The organism is Brucella pseudogrignonensis (assembly GCF_032190615.1).
GTDB lineage: Bacteria > Pseudomonadota > Alphaproteobacteria > Rhizobiales > Rhizobiaceae > Brucella > Brucella pseudogrignonensis_B.
The window spans coordinates 343,132-366,549 of record NZ_JAVLAT010000001.1; the positions used below are offsets into that span (position 1 = coordinate 343,132).

Sequence of the window (23,418 nt, forward strand, 5' to 3'; positions counted from 1 at the left end):
TTTAAAATGATTGCGCGTTGTTCAATTCCCCGTTCGGAACCGGCTTTTAATTGAGCGGCAAGGCACACCCGCCGTTCAGCTAGGAATGAAATATGCAGCGCGTTTTCGACGGACATAATGATGTCCTTCTGCGTCTTTGGGAAACCCAGCGTAAAGGTGGCGACCCAATCAAAGAATTCATCGACGGCACAAAGATCGGCCATATCGATCTGCCGCGCTCCCGCAAAGGCGGCCTCGCTGGCGGCATATGCGCCATCTATGTTCCATCTGGTGAACATATTGAGCTGGGCAAGCCAGATACCAACGGTCATTACGTTACGCCGCTTTCGCCACCGCTGGAACGCGCACCGTCCCTGGACATAGCTCTTGAATTCGCGTCGCTCGCACTTCGTCTTGAAGAAGCCGGTGGCTGGCAGCTATGCCGCAATGGTACAGAGCTTGATGCAGCTATCGAAGGCGACACCTTCGCTGCCGTGCTTCATATGGAAGGCTGCGAAGCAATTGATGCAGATCTTGCAGCGCTGGACGTTTTCTATGCAGCAGGCCTGCGGTCGCTCGGCCCGGTCTGGAGCCGCAATAATATTTTTGCGCATGGCGTGCCATTCGCGTTCCCGATGAGCCCAGATACGGGTCCGGGCCTGACCGAGGCTGGCGAGCGCTTGGTGAAGGCGTGTAATCGCAAAGGCATTCTGATCGACCTCGCGCACATTACCGAAAAAGGTTTCTGGGATGTGGCAAAACTCAGCGATCAGCCATTGATTGTCAGCCATTCCAATGCCCATGGCCTCACTCCGGTTGCCCGCAACCTGACGGACCGTCAGATGGATGCCATCCGGGAGAGCAAAGGGCTTGCGGGTCTTAACTATGCAACAACTATGTTGCGTTCAGACGGCATGGAAAACGCTCAAACGCCACTATCCGACGTTGTCCGTCACATCGACTACATGGTCGAGCGTATGGGCATCGATTGCGTGGCCCTTGGCTCAGATTACGACGGAGCTACCATCCCTGCGGAAATTGGCGACGCTGCCGGAACGCAGAACCTCGTCACAGCCTTGCAGAAGGCGGGTTACAGTGAGGACGAACTTGCAAAGCTCTGCCGCAATAACTGGGTACGCGTATTAAAACAGGCTTGGCACGAAGCCGCCTTACCAGAAACAAAACAATAGACAGAAAGGGAACTAACATGAACCATTTCGGACGTTTTCGTCTTCTCGCAGCTAGTGCGGCTTTCGCCGCCATCATGGCTGCAAACCCGGCATTTTCAGCGACGCCAGCTGACACGCTGGTTCAGGCTTGGGCAATTGATGACACCATCACGCTCGATCCGGCTGAATCATTCGAGCTTTCGCCAGCTGAATTCATTGGCAATGCCTACGATATGCTGGTTCGCCTCGACATCAATGACACATCAAAGGTCGTGCCAGGTGCTGCTGAAAGCTGGACCATTTCGGAAGACGGCCTCACCTACACCTTCAAGATGAAGCCTGACATCAAGTTCGCTTCCGGCAACCCACTGACAGCAAAAGACGTAGCTTACACATTCGAGCGCGCGGTGCGTCTTGATAAGAGCCCGGCTTTCATTCTGACCCAGTTCGGTCTGAATGGCGAAAATGTCGTTGAAAACGCCAAAGCGGTTGATGACACGACTTTCGTTCTGAAAGTGGACAAAGCCTATGCACCAAGCTTCGTGCTGAACTGCCTGACCGCGACCATCGGCGCAATCGTAGACCAGAAATTGCTCGAAGAGCATTCGGTTAAGGTTACACCTTCCGACGATTACAAATATGACACCGACTATGGCGCAGCCTGGCTGAAAACAGGCTATGCTGGTTCGGGTCCATTCAAGATTCGCGACTGGCGCGCCAATGAAGTTGTCGTTCTCGAACGCAACGACAATTATTATGGCGAAAAGCCTAAGCTTGCGCGCGTGTTCTATCGTCACGTCAAGGAAAGCGCCACACAGCGCCTGATGCTTGAATCGGGTGACGTTGACGTTGCGCGTAATCTGGAACCGGGCGACCTCGAAGCCGTTCAGAAGAACAAGGATCTGGCCGTTGCCAGTGCTCCAAAAGGTACAGTTTATTACATCAGCCTCAACCAGAAGAACGCCAACCTTGCAAAGCCTGAAGTTCGCGAAGCTTTCAAATACCTGGTTGATTATGATGCAATCGGCTCGACCCTGATCAAGGGCATCGGCGAAATCCGTCAGACCTATCAAGCGAAGGGTGTTCTCGGAGCTCTCGACGCAAGCCCTTACAAGCTTGACGTCGAAAAGGCCAAGGAACTGCTTGCTAAGGCTGGTTTGAAGGACGGCCTCTCGGTCACGTTTGACGTGCGTAACACGCAGCCAGTCACTGGCATTGCTGAGTCCTTCCAGCAATCGGCTGCTAAGGCTGGCGTGAAGATCGACATTATTCCAGGCGATGGCAAGCAGACGCTGACCAAATACCGTGCGCGTAACCACGACCTTTATATCGGTCAATGGGGCATGGATTACTGGGATCCCAATTCGAATGCTGAAGCCTTCACCTCAAATCCTGACAATGGCGATGATGCATCCACCAAGACTTTGGCATGGCGCAATGCGTGGGCAATTCCCGAACTGACCAAGCAAACGCAGGCTGCATTGCTCGAACGCGACAACGACAAGCGTGCGAACGAATATAAGAAGCTTCAAGAGGAAGCTCTTAAAGAAAGCCCGTTTGTGATGCTGTTCCAGCAAATCGAAGTTGCAGGTCTCCGCGGCGACGTGAAGGGCTACAAGCTCGGCCCAACATTCGATTCGAACTTCCTCGCACCAGTCAGCAAAGACTGAGCTGAAAAGCGGTCAGACAATTGAGTACAATAACATCTGTAAAGAAAAAGAGGGGCGCCCGACGGCGCTCCTCTTCCATCGCTTTGGCGATTGCCAGTTTTCTGGCGATCGTCATCACCACCTATCTTGGGCTTCTGGCAGTCACGTTTTTCATCGGCCGCGTTGTGCCGATTGATCCGGTTCTAGCCATTGTTGGTGACCGCGCACCCGCGCATGTGGTTGAGCGCGTGCGTCAGGAAATGGGCTTTAACCTCCCTTATTACCAGCAGTTCTACCTTTATGTAAAAGGAGTGCTGCAGGGCGATTTCGGTACGTCTGTTCTGACAACCAATCCAGTTATGACCGATATTCGCCGCGTCTTCCCGGCAACGATGGAGCTCGCAACCATCGGCACGATCATCGGTGCTTTGTTCGGCATTCCGCTCGGTGTTCTGGCCGCTGTTAAGCGTGGCAGCATCATCGATCAGATCGTGCGTGTAATCGGCCTTGTCGGCTATTCTGTGCCGATCTTCTGGCTTGGTATGCTCGCACTTCTGGTGTTCTATGCCCGCCTTGGCTGGACCGCTGGCCCAGGACGTATCGACATCACGTTCGAATACACATTCACGCCAATCACCGGCTTTTATCTTGTCGACGCGATCATCCAGCGCGACTGGGAAGCACTGCACAACATCGTCTCGCACCTTGTTTTGCCGTCGGCTTTGCTCGGTTACTTTTCACTGGCCTATATCAGCCGCATGACGCGCTCTTTCATGCTCAACGAGCTTGAGCAGGAATATATCGTGGCAGCGCGTGCAAAGGGCATTTCAGAAACCCGCATCATCTGGGGCCATGCTCTTCGCAATGCCGCAGTGCCGCTGGTGACTGTGATTGCACTTTCCTACGCAGGTCTTCTTGAAGGCTCGGTTCTCACCGAGACCATCTTCTCATGGCCGGGACTTGGTCTTTACATCACCAATTCACTGCAAAATGCTGATATGAATGCCGTTCTTGGTGGTACGATCATCATCGGTTCAGTCTTCATTGCGCTTAATCTGGTGTCCGATCTTCTCTATCGGCTTCTCGATCCAAGGACGCGCGCACGATGAGCCAAATGACAGAAACATCCAATCTTTCGTGGCGCGAATGGCTGCTTTCAGAGCGCCCACAATCGCGTATGCAGGCACGTCTCGGTCGTTCTTACATGATCTGGCGTCGCTTCACGGCCAACAAGCTGGCGGTTTTCGGCCTGCTTATCATCATTGCACTGCTGCTCGTTGCAGCTTTCGCTCCTTTGCTGGCACCCCATTCACCTTATACGGGCGACCTTGCCAACGCCCGCCTACTTCCTCCGGGCACGCCGGGTTATTGGCTTGGGACAGATGATCAGGGCCGCGATATTCTTTCGCGTCTTATCTATGGCTCACGCTTGACGCTTTATGTGGTGCTTCTGGTGGCCATCATTGCAGCGCCAATCGGACTTCTGGTCGGCACCGTTGCCGGTTATGCTGGTGGTTGGGTCGATGCGGTTCTGATGCGTATCACCGATATTTTCCTTGCCTTCCCAAAGCTCATTCTGGCACTCGCCTTTGTTGCAGCCTTGGGACCGGGCATCGAAAACGCCATTATCGCTATCGCGATCACCTCATGGCCGCCTTACGCACGTATTGCACGCGCTGAAACCCTTACCATTCGCAATTCGGATTACATTTCCGCAGTGCGTCTGATGGGTGCTTCGCCGTTTCGCATCATCCTGCGCCATGTCATGCCGCTTTGCACATCATCGCTGATCGTGCGTGTGACGCTTGATATGGCTGGCATTATCCTGACAGCAGCTGGCCTTGGCTTCCTTGGCCTTGGTGCGCAGCCGCCATTGCCAGAATGGGGTGCCATGATTGCTTCTGGTCGTCGCTTTATTCTCGATCAGTGGTGGGTTGCCGCCATGCCGGGTATTGCGATTCTCGTCGTCAGCCTTGGATTCAATTTCCTTGGTGATGGCTTGCGCGATGCGCTTGATCCGCGGGGTAATAACCAATGAAGCCACTTCTGACAGTTGAAGACCTGCGCGTCACTTTCCCAACCCGCACGGGTGCTATTGAGGCAGTTCGCGGCGTAAGCTTTACGCTTGGCCGTGAGCGTCTTGGGATCGTCGGCGAATCCGGTTCTGGTAAATCTCAGACCGGACGCGCCATCATGGGGCTTACACCGCCCCATGCGAAAATCACCGCCAAGAAGCTTGAATTTGACGGTATCGACCTTCTCAATACATCTGCACGCGAACGCCGTTCTTTGCGTGGCGGTCGTATTGCGATGATTTTGCAGGATCCCAAGTATTCGCTCAATCCTGTGATGACTATCGGCAGGCAGATTGCTGAGACGCTGAAAGCTCATGGCAAATTTTCGAGTGCGGAAATCCGTTCTCGTTCGATGGCCATGCTGGAAGCCGTACAAATCCGGGACCCCGAGCGCGTTATGAAACTCTATCCGCATGAGGTATCGGGCGGCATGGGGCAGCGCGTCATGATCGCCATGATGCTGGTAGCAGAGCCGGAAATGTTGATCGCGGACGAGCCAACATCTGCGCTCGATGTGACTGTTCAGCTCGAGGTGCTTGGTATTCTCGACAAGCTGGTTGCAGAGCGCGGCATGGGGCTGATCTTTGTCAGCCACGATCTGCGTCTTGTTTCCTCTTTCTGCGACCGCGTGATTGTCATGTATGCGGGCAAAATTGTTGAGGAAATCGCAGCGAGTGATCTCGCCAATGCGAAACACCCTTATACGCAAGGATTGCTGAACTGCATGCCGAAACTCGGAACTGACCGTCATCCGCTTCCTACCTTACAGCGTGAGGAGGCATGGCGTCTATGAGCACTGCACCAGCACTTAGCGTCGATAAGATCGACGTGTTTTTCGATGAATTCCATGCGTTGAAATCAGTGAGTATCGAGGTCGCGCGCGGAGAATCCTATGGTCTGGTCGGCGAATCCGGTTCCGGCAAATCCACACTTCTACGCGCTGTAGCCGGGCTTGCACCTGTTGACGACGGCGAAATCCGCATCGATGGAACGGTGCTCAAAACACCGCGTGATAAAGCCTTCTATCGCAATGTTCAGATGGTTTTTCAGGACCCTTATGGCTCGCTGCATCCGCGGCAGACCGTTGATCGGCTGTTACTTGAACCACTCGCTATCCATGGCATCGGTGATACGGAAAAACGTATCGTGCGCGCACTGGATGAAGTGGGACTAGGCTCCGGCTTTCGTTTCCGCTATCCGCATCAGCTTTCAGGCGGCCAGCGTCAGCGTATTGCGATTGCACGCGCACTTATCATTGAGCCAAGCATTCTGCTTCTTGATGAGCCAACATCAGCACTCGATGCATCGGTACAGGCCGAAGTTCTCAACCTGCTCGAACAGGTCCGCCGCGACCGTAAACTGACCTTCGTTATGGTCAGTCATGATCTTGGAGTTGTTACCCATATGTGTGAGCGGCTGGCCGTCATGCGTAATGGTGAAGTGGTCGAGCAGCTGGAAGCCGGTGATCTTGTTAGTGGTAAAATATCGGCCGACTACACGAAGAACCTGATGGCTGCCAGTGAAGGTTTCCGCAGGTAATCGAATAAAAAGGGGACCCAACGGTCCCCTTTTTTCAATCATCCGATCCACGACGGGCATTATCTCCATCCTTGCCACGCCGCCAATAGGCAACAATCAGTTGCTTGTCCTTAGGCACATTGCGCTCTTTGCGCATATAGGTGCGGATGGCGCGAAACGCATTGAACTCACATCCTACCCAAACATAAATATTCTCTTCGTTTTCGGGCAACTCCACTATCTGAACAGCATCTTGCAAAAGCGTGGTCGTTCCAGCTTCCTGACCGTTACGATGCAGCCATTGAAGATCAACATCAGCTTTGCTCTGAATAATCTGTTCTTCTGCCGCACTATCAATTTCAACACGAACGACAGCTTTCGCCCCTTCCGGAAGACGCTCCAAAATTCGACCGATCGCTGGCAATGCTGTTTCGTCACCAGCCAGCAAATACCACTTTGCATCTTGCGCCGCATCGCCGCCACCGGGACCGGTCATGCCGACAATATCCCCCGGCTTCACGCTCGTTGCCCAACCAGAACCCGGCGCATCGCAATCATCACCATGGATGACCATGTCAATATCAACCCAGCCTGCGTCTGCATCCAGCTGGCGAATAGTGTAAACACGCGCAACAATCTGTGCTTCACCTTCAGGCCATACCGGACGACCATCTTCACCCATGACCGGCCATTGCGGTTGAGCCAGTGCCTTCTGCGGGAAGAGCAGACGGATATGCAGACCATGTTGCGAAAAACGTTTGAGATCACTGCCCTGCAAACGCACGCGGCGCATATGGGGCGTGACATCAGAAACCGAAACGACCTTCATCTCGCGGAAGTAAGGAAGCAATTCTCCGGCTGCACCATCACCAACCCAGCGTATTTTTGGTGCCGTTTCGTCTTTATGCAAGAACTCTAATATATGCGAAGCAATCGACAGCTTCATATAGGCGAGGCCGGTATCATCGTCACTGCGCACATCAACATCGACAGCTTCATCATTCCAGCGCACATCCGCCTGACCGAAACTGAGCACCAGCTTTGCACTGCTTTCGTTCCGTTCCACATCACCATGCTCATCAAAATGATCCAGCAGCTGATTAACGATACGATCAGGGTTATCAAGTGCAATACGGGCGTTGGCGTTCAGGCTCAATTCGGACATGCCTGTCTCCTCATCAGAAATCACGATCAAGCCTTAACCGAACATAATATGACTATTCAAGTCATCATTTTGTCTTGATACCGCAATAAATTGTGACGGGGAGTGCCTGACGCCATGCATCGAAAGAACCAAGCGCGCCTGCCTGTGCAACTTGCAAGCGTGTCAATTCACCGCCATATCGCTGTTGCCAGTTGAAAAGCAGCATTTCGCTTTGCAATGTAACGGCATTGGCAATCAAGCGTCCTCCGGGCTTTAGGGCTTTCCAGCAAGCTTCGATCACGCCTGCATCCGTAACGCCACCACCAATGAAAATCGCATCCGGTGCTTCGAGACTATCAAGTGCATCCGGCGCTTCACCTTTCACAAGCTGCAGACCGGGCACGCCCAGAGCACACGCGTTGCGCTCAATGATAGCTTGCCGCGCTTCATCCGCTTCGATTGCGATCGCCCGACAAGAACGATGAACACGCATCCATTCGATACCAATCGAGCCACAACCTGCACCTACATCCCATAAAAGCTCATGCGGCAGCGGCTGCAATCTTGACAGTGTCACTGCACGTATATCGCGCTTCGTCAGCTGCCCGTCATTTTCAAAAGCATGATCTGGCAATCCGCTGACAGGAGAAAAGACAGCCGCATCTGGCGCCGCGATGCATTCAATTGCCAAAACATTGAGATCGGCACAGTTTTCATGTGACCAACCATCAGCACTACCGCTGATAGATTTTTCCTTTGTTCCGCCGAGATGCTCAAGAACAGTCACACGGCTTTGGCCAAAGCCTTTGGCCTTTAGTAAGGCCGCAGCTTTTGCAGGCGTCGTGCCATCATTGCTCAATACGAGGATCTTCTCGCCCGGCAGGATATGCGGTGACAGCAGTTCAAACGCACGCCCATGCACACTGACGGTACGCACCTCGTGCAGCGCCCACGCCATACGGCTTGCGGCCAGCGACAATGACGAAGGAAACGGAATAATATGCATATCCTGTGACGAGAAATGCCGGCTCAGCGATGCGCCCATGCCAAAGAACATCGGATCACCGCTTGCCAGCACAACCACCTGTCTGCCGCGTTGTGCCTCAATCATTGGAAATGCATTATCGAACGGTGATGGCCATGAAATCTGCTCGGCTTGAATGTCAGGATTGAGCAAGGCCAGATGCCGCTTGCCGCCGAAAATCACGTCAGCACGGTCGAGCGCGTCGCGGGCGTTCTTTCCAAGACCCGTCAGCCCATCCTCACCAATACCGATAACTGTCAGCCAGCAGCTCATAAGCATTGCTCCTTTTCTTCGTTCGTATGGCGGTGCAGTAGCAAGTGCAAGCGCGAACGCGTATAAGGCCAATATGTTGAGCAAGCCAAAAAACCAGACCATTGCTGTCAGACCCGACCGGCGTAGTGCCTGCCCGGGACTTTCGCGCATGGTGATGAGCAAGGATGGCGCAATCGCCCGCATCAAGCTCCGGCTCGGAAGGCTCAGCGTGGCACAGATTCAGGCCATCGCAGATATCGCCGAACGATTTGAAACGGGCGCGATCGAATTGTCGATTCGCTCCAATATTCAGCTTCGCGGCATTCATCCTGACGTCTGGCAGGATGTCATCGAAGCGCTTAATGAGTCAGGGCTTGGCGCGCAAAACGCAGGAGCTGATGATGTTCGCAATGTCATGGTCAGCCCGACTGCTGGTATTGATCATGGTCAGATTAGCGATGTGACTGCCCTCGCCGCCAATCTGCTCTCCGTTTTGCAGGAAAACGAGACCTATCACGCGCTGTCACCCAAATTTTCGCTCCAAATCGATGGTGGCGAAGATTGCGCTATGATTTCGCATCCCGGCGACATCTGGCTCTCAGCCATTGAAGGCGGCAAAGCCTATGCGTTTGGACTGGCTTCCTCGCCTGACAAACAGGCGCTTGGCGCAGTTTCAAGCGAGCAAGCCCTGCCTTTTATCGAGGCTATGCTACAACATTTCCTTGGCGCGAGCCAAAAAGGCATTGCCCGCATGAAGCACCTCTTCGAGGTGATGCCGGTCGCAGAGTTTCTGCAAACACTTACATTTGCATTTGATGCATCACCAAGCTGGCAGCGCAAAGCACCCATCGCCAACGCACATCTTGGCCTGCATCGCCAACTCGATGGTGACTTTTATGTCGGCGCCATGCCGTTGCTTGGTCGACTGACACCGCAGCAACTGTGTGGACTTGCCGGACTTGCCAAAAGTGAACTGCGCCTCACCCCCTGGCAAGGCATTCTGATCCCGCATATTGCGAAAGCTGAAGGCAAGAGCATCATCAGTCGGTTACATACCTTGGGGCTCTCAACCGAGCCAACTTTCCCTGCCGCCCGCCTTCGTGCCTGTTCAGGTTCCAAAGGCTGCGCCTCAGCGCTTGCAGACACACAGGCAGACAGTGAAAGGCTTGCACTTAAGCTAAAAAGCGACACCAAACAGATTCACCTCACAGGTTGCGTCAAATCCTGCGCTGCACTTTCTCCCTTGCCACATACGCTTCTTGCCCGCTCCCCAATGTATTACGACCTGTTTTTACAAGACAAAGCTGGACCATCGCGCTTTGGACGGCTATTGGCGTCAAACATCACCATTGATGAGGCAGCAAAGCTGCTGAACAAATAGCAAAAGCGGACGCCATGACAGATTACATCCGCGACGGGCAGGCCATTTATGACCGCTCCTTCGCCATCATCCGCGCCGAGGCTGATCTGAGTCGTATCCCTGCGGATCTCGAAAAGCTCGCCGTGCGCGTGGCTCACGCATCTGGCATGGTCGATATCGTTGAAGACATCGTCTTCTCAGAAGGCGCAGGACAGGCCGGACGTGATGCTTTACTCAAAGGTGCTCCAATCCTCTGCGATGCACGTATGGTTGCAGAAGGCATTACCCGTGCCCGACTGCCAGCCAATAATGATGTTATCTGCACACTGAACGATCCATCGGTTCCAGAGCTGGCGAAAAAGATCGGCAACACACGCTCTGCCGCAGCCCTCGACCTTTGGCTTCCACACCTTAAAGGCAGCGTGGTTGCTATCGGAAATGCACCAACCGCCCTCTTCCGCCTGTTTGAAATGCTTGACAATGGCGCGCCCAAACCTGCGCTTATTATTGGTATGCCGGTCGGCTTTGTGGGTGCTGCAGAATCCAAGGACGAGCTGGCTGAGAACAGCCGTGGTGTCCCTTTCGTTATTGTGCGCGGACGTCGTGGCGGTAGCGCTATGACCGCAGCTGCCGTCAATGCACTTGCTTCGGAGCGCGAATAATGGCCCTCAAAGGCAAGCTTTATGGTCTGGGTGTCGGCCCCGGCGACCCCGAACTCATCACACTCAAAGCGCTTCGACTGCTCAAATCCGCTCCTGTGGTCGCCTACCACGCGGCCAAGGGCAAAAAGGGCAATGCACTGACGATTGTCGAAACTTATCTGTCTGCAGAGCAGACTTTGGTTCCCCTCATCTATCCGGTAACAACGGAAAAACTGCCTGATCACATGGATTATGAGCAGATCGTCAGCGATTTCTATGCCGAGATTACCACGACGATTGCAAGTCATCTTGATGCGGGCCATGATGTGGCCGTGATCGCGGAAGGTGATCCGTTCTTCTATGGCTCGTTCATGTATATCCATGACCGACTGTCTGAAAAATACGAAACGGAAGTCGTGCCTGGCGTTTGCTCTGTTCTGGGCGCTGCTGCCGTGCTCGGCGCACCTTTAGTCTACCGCAACCAAACCCTGTCGATCCTTTCAGGCGTCATGGGTGCGGAAGAACTCAAAACACGCCTCACTGGTACTGAGGCCGCAGCCATCATGAAACTCGGCAAGAATCTCGACAAGGTGCGTGATGTGCTAAACGAGCTTGGGCTGATGGATCGTGCGCTTTATATCGAGCGTGCAACCATGCAAAACCAGCGTATTGCGCCACTGGCCGAGGTGAGTGGTAGCGATTGCCCATATTTCTCGATCATTCTCGTTCCGGGCAGCAAATGGAACGGCGCATGAAGCCTGCAATTCTGATCTTGAGCGAAGCTGCAATTTCCACGGCGCGGAAAGTGCATTCGGCACTTGGAAATGCGGAAGTGCTGGGACTGGAAAACCGCGTTCAAAGCGCCGACAAAAGCTTTGCTCATTTTGGCGATGTAATCCGCGCACTTTATGAAGAAGGCCGACCTGTGATCGCCTTATGCGCTTCAGGCATCATCATCCGCGCCCTTGCACCCCTTCTGCAAAACAAGCGCATCGAACCACCAGTTCTGTCCGTTGCAGAAAATGGCAGTGCAGTCGTGCCATTGCTTGGCGGTCTGTCGGGCGTCAACGATCTGGCGCGAAAGATCGCTCATGCACTGGAAGTCGCGCCCGCAATCACCACGACTGGCGAGTTGCGCTTTGGCATCAACCTGCTCCATCCTCCGGCAGAACTGACACTCGCCAATCCGGACGCTGCCAAGACATTCATGTCCGACTTGCTGGCAGGCCAGACACTACAAATCAAAGGCAATTCTCCCTGGCTCTCCGCTTCAAAACTGCCGTTTGCAGACGATGGGCAGCTCACAATCAGCATCACGCCCGAAACCCGCACGCCACAGGCAAATGAGCTGATCTATCATCCGCGAACAATTGCCATCGCTATCGAAAAGCCGACCGAAGACCTTGCGGGTCTGATCGGACAAGCCTTTGACGATACAGGCCTATCGATAGACTCACTTGCTTTACTTCTGGCTCACGAGAAAGATTGCGCATCACCGTATATCCATGAGGCTGCCAAAGCACTGAAAGCACCCTTGCGCTTTGTTGCAGGTGATGCCGATCTTACAGCCGCCTCTGTCGAAAAACCTATTCAACACATAGCGACTGAAAGTCTGACGCTGGTTGCTGCAGCAACTCCTGCCGATGTTCTTTTTATCGGTCGCAAGCGCGGCAAGCTCACGGTTATTGGGCTTGGTCCCGGTTCCCGTGATCTGATGACGCCAGCCGTACAGCGTGATCTGGAACAGGCCGAAGACGTACTCGGCTATGAAACCTATGTCCGTATGGCAGGGCCCTTTCGCGACGATCAGAGCATTCACATGACCGACAATCGCGAAGAAATGCAGCGCGCACGCCATGCTTTTGAGCTTGCAGCTTCAGGCCGCGACGTCGTGATGGTGTCTTCCGGCGATCCCGGCGTATTTGCCATGGCTGCAGCGGTTGTTGAGGCATTGCATGAATCATCTGATGTGGCGTGGCACGGCATTGAACTGGTTATTCAACCCGGCATTTCGGCGGCCATGGCAGCGGCGTCCCGCATTGGTGCACCACTTGGGCACGATTTCTGCATCATCTCGCTTTCGGACAATCTCAAACCCTGGGATGTGATCGAGAAACGCCTCGCACTGGCAGCACAAGCTGATCTTGCCATGGCTTTCTATAATCCCATTTCCAAAGCCCGCCCGCATCAGCTTGGTCGAGCACTGGAAATCCTCCGGCAGTATCGCGATGCTGAAACGCCAGTCGTGCTTGGTCGCGATATTGGCAGGCCTGCCGAAACAACCCGCGTTGTTTCGCTCGGGCAACTCACACCTGACGATGTCGACATGCGCACTGTGGTGATTGTCGGCTCATCGCACACTGCCCGCTTTCCTTGCGCGGAAGGCGGCGAGTGGGTTTATACGCCGCGCTGGTATGGCGGGAAACCCAAAAAATAAAAACAAAAAGGCAGGGAAATCCCTGCCTTTTTCACATCTTACGAGGTTTTATTGAATCACTTCTTCTTCGACTTCTTCGGCGCTGGAGCAGCCGAAGCCGTCTGAGCCGCTGCGGCTTCCGCTGCAACCTGATCGGCACTCTTAGGCGATGTATCGATAATCGAGCGAACTGAACCACTTGCAGAAAGCTGGCAAACAGCGGTGCGCAGGTCAACCTTCAGGTCAACATCTGTACCACCACCGGCACCCGGACGAGAATTCACGGCACTAATCACACGTTCAGGCAAGAAATACTTGTTAGCAGCAGCTGTGATGCAAGGCTGAGCAAGCGATGAATCAACCGAATAGGTCGGAACAAAGCGAGGAAATGAAACGCTGGAAGCTGCAACAGGAGCTTCCGACTTGCCAGGAACCGTCGCATTTTGCGTGGTTGTCGTACAAGCGGCAGCGATTGGAGCCAGCATAGCAATAACAAACAAACGGGCTCCGTTGCGGGTGCGTCCGGACATGATCAACCTCTTACGATCTGCTGATTAGGTAAAATTTTAACTGAGATAACTATTCGCTTTTGGCAGATTGTCGAGTGGCAGGAAGGCCACAATGCCGGTTTTTCGTTGAGCATCCCCAACGACGTCATCATTGTTTCGTGAATATCCAGTTCAACATCTCGCGCCAGTCGCTCATTCTGATCGGCGTCCCATGGTTGCCACTTTCAAAACGGCGGAACTGAACAGGATAACCGGGTGAACGCTTGCGGATTTCCCGATAGAAACTCTCTTGCTTATCGACAGCAAAAACCGGATCACGACTGCCATGGCCGAAAAACACCGGCAAACGCTTTTTGAAGGCCGGGGACTTAAAGAAACCTTCATCCCACAGCGAACCCATCAGGATCAATCCCGCAAGCTGATTGCCAGCTTTATCATTGGAGGCGATGCGCCAGCAAAGCGCCCCACCCTGCGACCCGCAAGCCAAAATAAGTGGTGCCGATGGTGATGTTGCCTTGGCAGTTTCAATTAACCCGGCAATCTGTGCTTCACCCGCTGCGGCAAAATCTTTGAAGTCCGGCGTCAGATAAAGTCCGCTATTGAGTGCAGCCAGATTTTTGACGCGGTTGAAATTACCGCCGAAAGTAAAGTCATTCATGCCCTGCAGGCGATTGCCGCCGCGTCCATGCAAATAAATAACAATGAACGAAGCGCCGTTCTGCTTGCCCGCAGCCATGGCCTTTACTGGCCCCGCTGTAGTCTGAAAGACCATATCTTTTTGATAGGCCCGCGCTTTTAGCGAAACATAGGCATCCTTGGCGCGCTTTTCCGGTACAGCATCGCGGCCGTTAATATCGCGCATTTCATTGTAATCGATGACTTTATAATCGCCATTATCGGCGCTGCTAAGCACGCCTGGATAAGCAAAATAGTCATCTTTGAAGGGAGGAAGCGGCCCTTGGGCGAAAGCAGATGTTGCTGTCAACAGCAACAGACTTGCAACCAATCCACCACGCCCGATCATTTTCCCTCCCCTAACACGTTCAGAGTTCCAGCTTATGATAGCGGCGATTGAGATAAATCAACGCTTCTTCATCGGCATTTGAACGCAAGCCGACCACTTCGCCAAAGAGCACATGATGGGTTGAATGTTCCTGAACGCTCGTTACGCGACAATCAAAAACCGCAAGTGCGTTTATCAATGTTGGTGCGCCAGTTGCTAGCACGTCCCACTCTGCAAGCTCAAAACGCTCATCCTGCGTCATGCCCAAGCGACCGGAAAAAGCATCGGCCAGCTGTTCATGGATTCCTGCAAGCGTATTGACGGCAAAAACACCATTTTCAATGAAAAGATGGTTTTCCGGATGCGACTTCTGCAGACAGACCAGCACAGTCGGCGGGTTATCCGAAACCGAGCAAGCAGCGGTCAATGTAAGACCACGGCGGCCAGCTGAACCAGCAGTCGTGACAAGCTGAACTGCGCCGGCATAATGGCTCATCGCATCGCGATAAGTCTTTGGCTCAACAGAAACAGCATCGGGGGAAGCATTATTTTGCATTTGCACGTGAGCAACTATCCGTATTGACTGTCAGGTTAGCGCAGATGTCTCTCCGTTTACCTGTATCTGCTTACGGGCATTGCACAAAGGCAAGGAAACCGCTACCCACTTTTCGTTGAATTTGTCATGAAATGTTTGAAGAAGACCACCTCTGTGATCACGCCAAAGCAGTTTCCAGAAAAATATAAAGCGGTTTTCCGCGACGGACTGTATGGCCGCAAGCCTTTAAAGCTGCTGCTGATTGCGCTGTCGGCTTGCTCAATGTTTGGCGCAAGCGCCAAAGCACAGGACAATACAAACGATATAAGTATCGGCTTTGCCGCACCCTTAAGCGGAAACTTTGCAGCACTGGGAAAACAGCTCCGAGATGGCGCGAGTGTGGCAGCCACGGCGGCAAATGCACGGCTTACAATCGCAGATGATCGCTGCGATGCAGAAGGTGGCAAGCAGGCAGCCGAAAGTTTTGTTCAGGAAAAAGTACAGATAGCTGCCGGATTTTTGTGCTCCGAAGCACTTGAAGCAGCCTTGCCTCTGCTCAACCAAAACAATATTCCTGTCATCACCTCTGGTGTAAGCGAACCCACGCTCACCGAAAAACGCGCATCACCAACAATGGCTGTTTTTCGTCTGACAACGTCGCTCGACAAGGAAACACGGGCAACCGGCAGTTTTCTTGGCAGTCTGTGGCGCGCGCATCCCTTTGCTATTATTGATGACGGCACCATTGAAGGTCGCGAGCGTGCGGGGGAAGTATTGAACAGTCTCAAAGACCAGCAATTGCAGCCCGTCTTTACCGATACTTACCGGCCCGGGCTCGAAAATCAGAATGCGCTTGTATCTCGTTTGCGTCGTGCAGGCGCAACGCATGTTTATGTCGGCGGCGAACGTGATGATATTGCGGCCATTGGTGCAAGTGCTCAGGCACTTCAATATCCGCTGACTATCGCGGGCGGCAGCGTATTGAATGCTGCTCCCGGGCAACAAAAGCTAAGCGATGGAACACTCATGGTTGCTCCGCTAAAGGCACAAGACCTTTCAACGGCCAAGCCTGCAACAGACGCCATCAGCAAGGCGGGCATCTTACCGGAAGACTATGCAGTCATGGGCTTTGCTACAGTTGAACTCGCAGCCAAGACGATAAAACAGGCGCAGGAACAGCAGCTGTCCGTCATTGACGTCTTACGAAACAATTCGTTTGAAACAGCAATTGGCACGCTGAAATTTGATGGGAATGGCAATCGAACAGACAATCCAAACCGTCTGCAACGCTATGACGGCACGAGTTTCATACCAGCCGATGGATAAGTCCAATGAGACTTGCCACAATAACAAGCCCTGTCGTCACACTCATTATTGACCAGAAAAGCGAAAGTGCCGCGTCAATATCAGCGGCATCGGCTTCGCGCTTGCCCTCGCCATAAAATAGCGGCGCTTCCACTTTTTCAGTTCCGTACTGACGCGGTCCGGCAAGTGCGAGTTCAAGCGCACCCGCAAAGGCTGCTTCCGGCCAACCAGCATTGGGCGAACGATGCAACGGCGCATCGCGCCACATCACCCTAAGTGTTCTTTTCCCGGCTTTTTTGTCGACCGTGAATGCAATAGCAATTGCTGTGAGTAATCCGGTCAATCGAGCTGGGATATAGTTTGCGACATCATCGAGACGAGCTGCAAAGCGTCCGAAATGACGATAGCGGTCATTGAGATGGCCAATCATCGAGTCGGCAGTGTTGATAAGCTTATAGGCGAATAGCCCCGGCAATCCGCCCACCAAAAACCAGAAAGCTGGCGCGATGATGCCGTCTGAAGCATTCTCTGAAAGACTTTCAATCGCCGCACGACTGACCCCGCCTTCATCAAGCTGATCCGGGTTACGTCCGACAATCATTGAAACCGCTTTGCGACCACCTTCAATTCCGTCTTCACGCAACCCATAGGCCACGGCCCGCACATGATCGGCAAGGCTTTTCTGTGCAAGAAACACCGCAACGATGATGATCTCGACCAGCGCACCCGCTGTACCCAGATAAGGCAGCAAGTAGTCTAGCGCCAACCCGACCACAACACAGGAAATGACCAGTCCGATGATCAGCCACATGCCATTGCTGCGCAGTGCATTGACAGAAAGACTGTGATCGTTGAGACGTTTTTCACCCCGGCTGATTGCTTTGCCAAACAGAACCACCGGATGCGGAACTTTCTGCCAGAGCTGTGGCGGATCACCCACCAGACGATCCAGAATAAGCGCTAGAGCAAGAATAATCAGCTTTATTTCCATGGACTTGATGCGCTTTCCTGAATCACTTTTTCAAGCGGAGAATATCCCGCAATGCCTGTTCCAATCGCATAAGACCCGCCTGATCGGGCGCTAGTCCGATGCGCAGCCAGCTTGGTGCATAGGCAAACTTTCGGACAAGAATATGCCGCTCACAAAGTGCATCGTAAATTGCATGCGCATTTTCGTGTTCAACCAACGAAAACAGCGCTGTGCCGCCTACTTCCACAAGCTGGCACTGCGCGAGCGTCGCGGCCAGCTCTGCCCGCCTTGTATCAATGCGTCCGTGAAAGGCCTCAAGCTCAACACCGCTTTCAAAAGCATGAAGGGCAATTGCAAGCGTTGGTCCCGCCACGGCCCATGGACCGAGCCTGTCTGCAACGCGCTGCACAAACTCATCATTTGCAAGCAGGAACCCAAGCCGAACACCTGCAAGGCCAAAGAACTTGCCAAAGGATTTCAACACGACCAGCGGCGCATCGGCAGCATGTCTTGCAATGCTCACTTCCGGGTGTGGATCGGCAAAAGCTTCATCCACAACCAGAAAACCACCACGTTCGCCAAGCTTTCGCGCAAGCCCCAGCAAATCAGGCCGCGCAATAATCCGGCCATCCGGGTTGTTCGGATTGACGATTGTGACCACCCGCGCATCCTCCGGGATGTCGTCGAGCGTCGCACATTCGATCACATTCCAGTTTGCCGCTTTAAAAGCTACCGCATGTTCCTGATAGGTCGGGCCCAAAATGGCGACCGTCGCAGGTTCAAGCAATGTCGGAATAAGCTGAATCAGCGCCTGCGTTCCCGAGCTGGCAACGATTGGCGCATCCTGACCTGCTTCGTAATATGAACGCGCCGCAGTCAAAACCTGCTGCAACAGCCCCTCATCAGGCAAACGGTTCCACAGCGGCGCATGCAATTCTGGCAGTGGAAAATGTTCGGGATTGATACCCGTTGAAAGATCAAGCCAGTCTTCGGCCTTGCCGCCAAAACGCGCAATGGCCTTATCCAGCGCTCCCCCATGCTCAATAGTCATGTTCAGGCATTCTCTCCGGAAAAATCAATCACATGCATGAAGGAGCCAGCAACTGAACCAACGCGAAGTCCCGCCTCTCCCAGTGCTTCACCCAACGCATCGCGGACGCGGAACAGCCGCTCGGCATCCCCTTCGCGCACAATACTGGCATAGTGAAACTCATGCGCCGTAAGTGGCACCTGCCATGGCGAACCCGACAAAGGTTCCAGCTTGCGATAGCCAAGATGCATTTTGCGTTTGGCAAAGCTTGTTTCAAGCGGCAGCAGACCGAGCATCGGATGCTGTACACCAGACGAATCTTCCAGCGTCTCACCCAGCACCATATAGCCGCCGCACTCGCCATAAATGCGCTTACCACGATCCGCAGCGCTTCTCATGCCCTGCTGAAAATGCTTCGCTTGGCTCAGTTTTCCGGCATAAAGCTCAGGATAACCGCCCGACAGATAAATAGCGTCAGCGCTTTCATCGGGCGCTTCATCAGCAAGCGGTGAAAAGAATGAAATCTCGGCACCACGCCTGTGCCAGCCCGCAAGCAGATGCGCATAGGCAAAGGCAAAGGCATCGTCTCGCGCAACTGCAATGCGGTTTCCAAGCGGCGTGAGGCGAGGAACATTCGCCATAGCCTCATGATGCTTTGGCCGCGACCAGATATGCTCCAATGCGCGTAAATCAATACGCGCATCAACCACATCAGCAGCATGATCAAGGAAACGCTCCAGATCGGCATGTTCACCCGCCTGTACGAGACCCAGATGCCTTGAAGGCAGAACCAGCGCTTCATCGCGCGGGATTAAGCCAAGCACGGCAATACCGAGTGGCTTGATCGCTTCGCGCAGCATGACCTCATGTCTGCCACTGCCAACACGATTAAGGATAACCCCGGCAATCAGCATGTCCTTGCGAAACTGGCTGAAACCCGAAATGAGTGCAGCAATGGAATGGGATTGGCGTGCGCAATCAACCACCAGAACCACTGGCAGATCCAACATACGCGCCAAATCTGCCGACGAGCCTTTTCCATCAAGCGCCCCGTCGAAAAGCCCCATCATGCCTTCAACAACAAGCAGCTTGTTGCCCTCAGTCATACGGGATGAAATAGCACTGATAAGCTCTGGCCGCATGGCCCATGGATCAAGATTGAAACAATCCACACCGCTCGCAGCCTTATGGTAGGCAGGGTCGATATAATCGGGACCAGCTTTTGCCGGTGCAAGCGCCTCGCCACGCCGTTTTAGAGCGCGCAGGAGCCCAAGCGTTAAAGTTGTCTTTCCTGAACCGGAGGCAGGTGCAGCAATCATGAAACCATTCATGCGCTCTTCTCCTTGTTGAGATGAAGCGGATCACTTGTCAGCTTACGTCCCTGAGACGCACCTATCCAATCAAGCCCGGAGCGCAGCTTAACAACCTCGCCCACAACCACAATTGCCGGTGGCTTGAGACCCGATGCTTCGACATCGGCAACCGCACGTGACAGCGTGGTCTCCAAAACCACCTGTTCAGGCAAGCTGGCATTACAGACAAAAGCCACCGGCTCATCTGGTGAGCGTCCCGCAGCCATCAAACGCTCTGTGATAAGGTCGATATGCTTCATCGCCATATACATCACTATAACCGGAGAGAACTGCGCAATCCCCTCCCAATGAACGCGATCTGGCATCAGCCCGGTTGCATCATGGCCTGTGAGGAATGTGACCGATTGGTTGATATCGCGATGCGTGGCCGCGATTCCAGCATAGGCAAGGCCGCCAATGCCTGCTGTAATGCCCGGCACAATACGAAACGGTACGCTATGTTCTACGAGCGTCATCGCTTCCTCAGCTCCCCGCCCAAAGACGAACGGATCGCCACCTTTCAGGCGCAAAACCTTTTTACCCTGTTTTGCCAGCTCAACCAGACGCAGCGAAATATCGCGCTGCTTTGGCGACGGCTTGCCACCGCGCTTACCAGCATATTCAAGAACAGCCTTGGTATTTCTCAGCGAAAGGCAAGATTCGTCAACCAGAGCGTCATAGACAATCACATCGGCTTGACCTAATGCATTGGCGGCATGAAGCGTCAGCAAACCGGGATCTCCGGGACCGGCGCCCACCAACCAGACATGCCCCGGCTCCATTGCAGGCAAAGCTATCCTGTCAGCGCCAGATGGGGTAATGTTGGGTTGAATATTTTCAGTCATTTTGCAATGTGTCACCAGATAATCCGCAGGCATCCATGAACGACGAAACCACGCCCCGCAAGGAAAAAACGCAAAATGACGGGCAAGAACCTTTGCGTCGTGGCTGGACGACGGGCGCCTGCGCCACCGCAGCAACCAAAGCAGCACTCACCGCGCTGATTACGGGCGAGTTTCCCGATCCGGTCGGCATTATCCTTCCCAAAGGCGAAGTCCCTTATTTTCAGCTTGAATATGAAGGGCTGGGTGAAGGCTATGCTATGGCCGGTATCGTCAAGGATGCTGGCGATGATCCGGATGTCACGCATGGCGCGACAATCATTTCAACGGTTTTCCCTGCCCCTCCCGGCACAGGAATTGTATTTCAGGCTGGTGAAGGTGTGGGCACTGTAACCCGACCCGGCCTGCAAATTCAGCCGGGCGAAGCAGCAATCAATCCAACACCCCGCCGCATGATGACCGAAATCTGCGAGCAGATTTGCGCTGAATATGGGCTGCCTGCTGATCTGGTGATTACGATCTCGGTTCCGGGTGGCGAGGAAATTGCACAGAAAACCTGGAACCCGCGCCTTGGTATCGTTGGCGGTATTTCCATCTTAGGCACGACAGGCGTTGTGCATCCTTTCTCCTGCTCAGCATGGATTCATTCGATCCATCGCGGCATCGATGTAGCGCGTGCTGAAAAGCAAAAACATGTGCTCGCTGCCACGGGCTCAACCTCCGAAGATGCCGCTCAGGCGATCTATGATCTGCCGGACTTCGCTATTCTTGACATGGGTGACTTTGCGGGTGGCGTTCTCAAATATCTTCGCGAGCATCCAATCGATAAGCTAACCATTGCCGGCGGCTTTGCTAAACTGACAAAGCTGGCACAAGGGGAACTCGATCTCCACTCAGCACGCTCGCAGGTAGACAAAAGTTTCCTCTGGCAAATCGCCGAAAAAGCCGGCGCGCCAAGCGACATAAAGGACCCGATTCTATTGGCGAACACTGCGCTCGAAGTCCTTGAATTGACTCAAGGCCTTGGCATCGACATGGCCACGCCAATTGCGCAAAAAGCAAAAGAAACTGCACTTGCAACCTTGCGCGGCGCGCCCGTTGACGTCGAAATCATCGTGACGGATCGCAAAGGCAATATCCTTGCCCGTCTCTAAAATACTCATTCTTGGCGGCACAGCAGAAGCAGCAAAACTTGCATGTGCATTCGTCCCCCTGCCCGTTGAATCTATCACCTCACTTGCAGGCCGGACGGCAAACCCGACGGCAATCAGCGGTAAAATCCGAACAGGTGGCTTTGGTGGCGCAGACGGTCTTGCGACGTATCTGGCGCATGAGAAGATTGATCTCCTGATCGACGCGACGCATCCCTATGCAACGCGCATTTCGCAAAATGCTGTGCAAGCATCTGAAATTACGAATATCCCTCTGCTTAGACTTGAGCGCCCAGCATGGAAAAAGGAAAGTCGCGACAACTGGATTGATGTCGTGAGTGAAGTGCAAGCCGCGAGCCTTATCCCCGCCGGTGAACGCGTCTTGCTCGCACTAGGACGACAGCATATCGCACCCTTTGCAAAACGTAACGATGTGCACTTCATCATGCGCATGGTCGATCCGCCGGAAGTAAGCCTCCCGCACGATTGTGAGATCGTGCTGGCAAAGCCCGGTGATTATGAAGCTGAAGTCCAATTTCTCAGCGGACGCAAAATCGGGCTGATCGTCAGCCGCAATTCCGGCGGTAGCATCTCTTATGCCAAGATCAAAGCGGCCCGCGATCTCGCCATCCCGGTCATGATGATCAACCGCCCACCAGTTGCGGCCAGAACGATTGTCGCGACAGTGGAAGAAGCACTCGATTTCGCTCGTTCTAATTTACGATTTTGAGCGCGCAACATGGCTATGCGCTTCATGATAAAGCGCTGAGTCACTAAAATTCTTCGGATCAAGACCACGCCCTACAAAGATCATCGCAGTTCGTTTAACGCCTGAAAGCTCGATTTTCTTCGCAATATCAGCCAGTGTTCCACGCAAAATCTGCTCATCTGGCCAGCCGATGCGATAGGCAACAACCACCGGGCAGTCAGCACCATAAAATGGCATCAGCTCAGCCTCGATTTTCGCTAGATTGCGAATAGAAAGATGAATAACCAGCGTCGCACCGGATTTTGCAAAAGTAGCAAGCTCTTCGCCCTTCGGCATGGCAGAAGATTTGACCGAAGTGCGTGTGAGAATAATGCTCTGATTAACTTCCGGGATTGTGAGTTCCTGCTTCATCGCAGCCGCAGCAGCAACAAAAGCCGGAACCCCCGGCGTCACATCATAAGGAATATTGAGCGCATCAAGTCTGCGCATCTGTTCGGCCATCGCGCCATAAATCGACGGATCGCCTGAATGTACGCGTGCAACATCATGCCCTTGAGCGTGTGCAGCCTCAATCGCCGCAATGATTTCATCAAGCGTGAGCGAGGAACTATCAATCAGCAGCGCATCTTTAGGTGCAGACGCAATGACATCTTTCGGCACCAGTGATCCTGCGTAAATGCAGACAGGACAGCTCTCGATCAGTCGCAAACCGCGCACAGTGATAAGATCGGCCGCACCGGGACCAGCGCCAATGAAATGAACTGTCACATTGTCTTCCTCTGTTC

Annotated in this window: 23 protein-coding genes; 13 read left to right on the top strand and 10 right to left on the bottom strand. The window is 53.6% G+C overall.

Annotated elements, in window-relative coordinates; genetic code table 11:
- The first annotated feature begins 92 nt into the window (after window positions 1-92).
- The 6 genes from RI570_RS01745 to RI570_RS01770 are packed head-to-tail and all read left to right on the top strand — an operon-like array spanning window position 93 to window position 6,411.
- Entirely contained in the window at window positions 93-1,169 is a 1,077-nt protein-coding gene (locus RI570_RS01745; RefSeq protein WP_313826659.1) for a dipeptidase, read from the top strand.
- A gap of 17 nt (window positions 1,170-1,186) precedes the next feature.
- The gene (locus tag RI570_RS01750; RefSeq protein WP_313826660.1) at window positions 1,187-2,818 is read left to right on the top strand and encodes an ABC transporter substrate-binding protein; all 1,632 of its coding nucleotides are present in this window, start codon (window positions 1,187-1,189) and stop codon (window positions 2,816-2,818) included.
- Between the two features lie 20 nt (window positions 2,819-2,838).
- Window positions 2,839-3,906: an ABC transporter permease gene (locus tag RI570_RS01755; protein WP_409558606.1), complete on the top strand. Its 1,068-nt coding sequence runs from the start codon at window positions 2,839-2,841 to the stop codon at window positions 3,904-3,906.
- Window positions 3,903-4,835, top strand: a complete 933-nt coding sequence (nikC, locus tag RI570_RS01760) for a nickel transporter permease (RefSeq protein WP_310011175.1) — start codon at window positions 3,903-3,905, stop codon at window positions 4,833-4,835. Before RI570_RS01755 ends, nikC begins: the two co-directional genes overlap by 4 nt.
- Entirely contained in the window at window positions 4,832-5,665 is an 834-nt protein-coding gene (locus RI570_RS01765) for an ABC transporter ATP-binding protein (protein ID WP_313826661.1), read from the top strand. The genes nikC and RI570_RS01765 overlap by 4 nt, the downstream gene beginning before the upstream one ends.
- Window positions 5,662-6,411 (top strand): ABC transporter ATP-binding protein, encoded by a 750-nt coding sequence (locus RI570_RS01770; protein ID WP_313826662.1) that lies wholly within the window; start codon window positions 5,662-5,664, stop codon window positions 6,409-6,411. Before RI570_RS01765 ends, RI570_RS01770 begins: the two co-directional genes overlap by 4 nt.
- Before the next feature lie 34 nt (window positions 6,412-6,445).
- On the opposite strand, the gene RI570_RS01775 is transcribed toward RI570_RS01770, so the two are convergent.
- Window positions 6,446-7,555, bottom strand: coding sequence for a siderophore-interacting protein (locus tag RI570_RS01775; RefSeq protein WP_313826663.1), 1,110 nt, complete (start codon window positions 7,553-7,555; stop codon window positions 6,446-6,448).
- A gap of 64 nt (window positions 7,556-7,619) precedes the next feature.
- Window positions 7,620-8,831 carry a precorrin-6y C5,15-methyltransferase (decarboxylating) subunit CbiE gene (gene cbiE / locus RI570_RS01780; protein ID WP_313826664.1) on the bottom strand — a complete coding sequence of 404 codons (1,212 nt, stop codon included), beginning with the start codon at window positions 8,829-8,831 and terminating at the stop codon, window positions 7,620-7,622.
- Window positions 8,832-8,904: 73 nt separating this feature from the next.
- Here cbiE and cobG point away from each other — a divergent pair, with 73 nt between their 5' ends.
- From cobG to cobJ, 4 genes are read left to right on the top strand one after another with little or no spacing between them, the layout of a single operon-like run.
- Window positions 8,905-10,191, top strand: a complete 1,287-nt coding sequence (gene cobG / locus RI570_RS01785) for a precorrin-3B synthase (RefSeq protein WP_313826665.1) — start codon at window positions 8,905-8,907, stop codon at window positions 10,189-10,191.
- Window positions 10,192-10,205: 14 nt separating this feature from the next.
- Window positions 10,206-10,832 (top strand): precorrin-8X methylmutase, encoded by a 627-nt coding sequence (locus RI570_RS01790; protein ID WP_313826666.1) that lies wholly within the window; start codon window positions 10,206-10,208, stop codon window positions 10,830-10,832.
- Entirely contained in the window at window positions 10,832-11,566 is a 735-nt protein-coding gene (locus RI570_RS01795) for a precorrin-2 C(20)-methyltransferase (protein ID WP_313826667.1), read from the top strand. Before RI570_RS01790 ends, RI570_RS01795 begins: the two co-directional genes overlap by 1 nt.
- Window positions 11,563-13,248, top strand: a complete 1,686-nt coding sequence (gene cobJ, locus RI570_RS01800; RefSeq protein WP_313826668.1) for a precorrin-3B C(17)-methyltransferase — start codon at window positions 11,563-11,565, stop codon at window positions 13,246-13,248. The genes RI570_RS01795 and cobJ overlap by 4 nt, the downstream gene beginning before the upstream one ends.
- A gap of 56 nt (window positions 13,249-13,304) precedes the next feature.
- On the opposite strand, the gene RI570_RS01805 is transcribed toward cobJ, so the two are convergent.
- The 3 genes from RI570_RS01805 to RI570_RS01815 all read right to left on the bottom strand — a co-directional run bounded on the left by RI570_RS01805 (window position 13,305) and on the right by RI570_RS01815 (window position 15,295).
- A complete protein-coding gene (locus tag RI570_RS01805) occupies window positions 13,305-13,757 on the bottom strand; it encodes a hypothetical protein (RefSeq protein WP_313826669.1) in 453 nt (150 codons plus the stop codon).
- Between the two features lie 127 nt (window positions 13,758-13,884).
- Window positions 13,885-14,760: an alpha/beta hydrolase gene (locus RI570_RS01810; protein ID WP_313826670.1), complete on the bottom strand. Its 876-nt coding sequence runs from the start codon at window positions 14,758-14,760 to the stop codon at window positions 13,885-13,887.
- A 19-nt stretch (window positions 14,761-14,779) separates the two neighbouring features.
- Window positions 14,780-15,295, bottom strand: coding sequence for a flavin reductase (locus RI570_RS01815; RefSeq protein WP_313828511.1), 516 nt, complete (start codon window positions 15,293-15,295; stop codon window positions 14,780-14,782).
- 261 nt (window positions 15,296-15,556) lie between these two features.
- On the opposite strand from RI570_RS01815, the gene RI570_RS01820 reads away from it, so the two are divergent.
- Window positions 15,557-16,600, top strand: coding sequence for a branched-chain amino acid ABC transporter substrate-binding protein (locus RI570_RS01820; protein WP_313828512.1), 1,044 nt, complete (start codon window positions 15,557-15,559; stop codon window positions 16,598-16,600).
- Here RI570_RS01820 and cbiB read toward each other — a convergent pair.
- The 4 genes from cbiB to cobA are packed head-to-tail and all read right to left on the bottom strand — an operon-like array spanning window position 16,581 to window position 20,776.
- The gene (gene cbiB / locus RI570_RS01825) at window positions 16,581-17,570 is read right to left on the bottom strand and encodes an adenosylcobinamide-phosphate synthase CbiB (protein ID WP_313826671.1); all 990 of its coding nucleotides are present in this window, start codon (window positions 17,568-17,570) and stop codon (window positions 16,581-16,583) included. The two genes, RI570_RS01820 and cbiB, sit on opposite strands and share 20 nt — an antisense overlap.
- A gap of 22 nt (window positions 17,571-17,592) precedes the next feature.
- Complete coding sequence (cobD, locus tag RI570_RS01830) at window positions 17,593-18,606, bottom strand: threonine-phosphate decarboxylase CobD (RefSeq protein ID WP_313828513.1); 1,014 nt, start codon at window positions 18,604-18,606, stop codon at window positions 17,593-17,595.
- A complete protein-coding gene (locus tag RI570_RS01835; protein WP_313826672.1) occupies window positions 18,603-19,910 on the bottom strand; it encodes a cobyrinate a,c-diamide synthase in 1,308 nt (435 codons plus the stop codon). The genes cobD and RI570_RS01835 overlap by 4 nt, the downstream gene beginning before the upstream one ends.
- Window positions 19,907-20,776: a uroporphyrinogen-III C-methyltransferase gene (gene cobA, locus RI570_RS01840; protein WP_313826673.1), complete on the bottom strand. Its 870-nt coding sequence runs from the start codon at window positions 20,774-20,776 to the stop codon at window positions 19,907-19,909. Before cobA ends, RI570_RS01835 begins: the two co-directional genes overlap by 4 nt.
- Window positions 20,777-20,811: 35 nt before the next feature.
- On the opposite strand from cobA, the gene RI570_RS01845 reads away from it, so the two are divergent.
- Window positions 20,812-21,927, top strand: coding sequence for a cobalt-precorrin-5B (C(1))-methyltransferase (locus RI570_RS01845; protein WP_313826674.1), 1,116 nt, complete (start codon window positions 20,812-20,814; stop codon window positions 21,925-21,927).
- Window positions 21,914-22,654, top strand: coding sequence for a cobalt-precorrin-6A reductase (locus RI570_RS01850; protein WP_313826675.1), 741 nt, complete (start codon window positions 21,914-21,916; stop codon window positions 22,652-22,654). Before RI570_RS01845 ends, RI570_RS01850 begins: the two co-directional genes overlap by 14 nt.
- Here the strand turns inward: RI570_RS01850 and cobM are convergent.
- The gene (gene cobM, locus RI570_RS01855; RefSeq protein ID WP_313826676.1) at window positions 22,643-23,401 is read right to left on the bottom strand and encodes a precorrin-4 C(11)-methyltransferase; all 759 of its coding nucleotides are present in this window, start codon (window positions 23,399-23,401) and stop codon (window positions 22,643-22,645) included. The two genes, RI570_RS01850 and cobM, sit on opposite strands and share 12 nt — an antisense overlap.
- Between the last annotated feature and the right edge of the window lie 17 nt (window positions 23,402-23,418).

Coding starts and splice junctions, on each gene's coding strand:
- RI570_RS01745 (WP_313826659.1), top strand. CDS start 93: ATGCAGCGCGTTTTCGACGGACATAATGATGTCCTTCTGCGTCTTTGG.
- RI570_RS01750 (WP_313826660.1), top strand. CDS start 1,187: ATGAACCATTTCGGACGTTTTCGTCTTCTCGCAGCTAGTGCGGCTTTC.
- nikC (WP_310011175.1), top strand. CDS start 3,903: ATGAGCCAAATGACAGAAACATCCAATCTTTCGTGGCGCGAATGGCTG.
- RI570_RS01765 (WP_313826661.1), top strand. CDS start 4,832: ATGAAGCCACTTCTGACAGTTGAAGACCTGCGCGTCACTTTCCCAACC.
- RI570_RS01770 (WP_313826662.1), top strand. CDS start 5,662: ATGAGCACTGCACCAGCACTTAGCGTCGATAAGATCGACGTGTTTTTC.
- RI570_RS01775 (WP_313826663.1), bottom strand. CDS start 7,555: ATGTCCGAATTGAGCCTGAACGCCAACGCCCGTATTGCACTTGATAAC.
- cbiE (WP_313826664.1), bottom strand. CDS start 8,831: ATGAGCTGCTGGCTGACAGTTATCGGTATTGGTGAGGATGGGCTGACG.
- cobG (WP_313826665.1), top strand. CDS start 8,905: ATGTTGAGCAAGCCAAAAAACCAGACCATTGCTGTCAGACCCGACCGG.
- RI570_RS01790 (WP_313826666.1), top strand. CDS start 10,206: ATGACAGATTACATCCGCGACGGGCAGGCCATTTATGACCGCTCCTTC.
- RI570_RS01795 (WP_313826667.1), top strand. CDS start 10,832: ATGGCCCTCAAAGGCAAGCTTTATGGTCTGGGTGTCGGCCCCGGCGAC.
- cobJ (WP_313826668.1), top strand. CDS start 11,563: ATGAAGCCTGCAATTCTGATCTTGAGCGAAGCTGCAATTTCCACGGCG.
- RI570_RS01805 (WP_313826669.1), bottom strand. CDS start 13,757: ATGTCCGGACGCACCCGCAACGGAGCCCGTTTGTTTGTTATTGCTATG.
- RI570_RS01810 (WP_313826670.1), bottom strand. CDS start 14,760: ATGATCGGGCGTGGTGGATTGGTTGCAAGTCTGTTGCTGTTGACAGCA.
- RI570_RS01815 (WP_313828511.1), bottom strand. CDS start 15,295: ATGCAAAATAATGCTTCCCCCGATGCTGTTTCTGTTGAGCCAAAGACT.
- RI570_RS01820 (WP_313828512.1), top strand. CDS start 15,557: ATGTTTGGCGCAAGCGCCAAAGCACAGGACAATACAAACGATATAAGT.
- cbiB (WP_313826671.1), bottom strand. CDS start 17,570: ATGGAAATAAAGCTGATTATTCTTGCTCTAGCGCTTATTCTGGATCGT.
- RI570_RS01835 (WP_313826672.1), bottom strand. CDS start 19,910: ATGAATGGTTTCATGATTGCTGCACCTGCCTCCGGTTCAGGAAAGACA.
- cobA (WP_313826673.1), bottom strand. CDS start 20,776: ATGACTGAAAATATTCAACCCAACATTACCCCATCTGGCGCTGACAGG.
- RI570_RS01845 (WP_313826674.1), top strand. CDS start 20,812: ATGAACGACGAAACCACGCCCCGCAAGGAAAAAACGCAAAATGACGGG.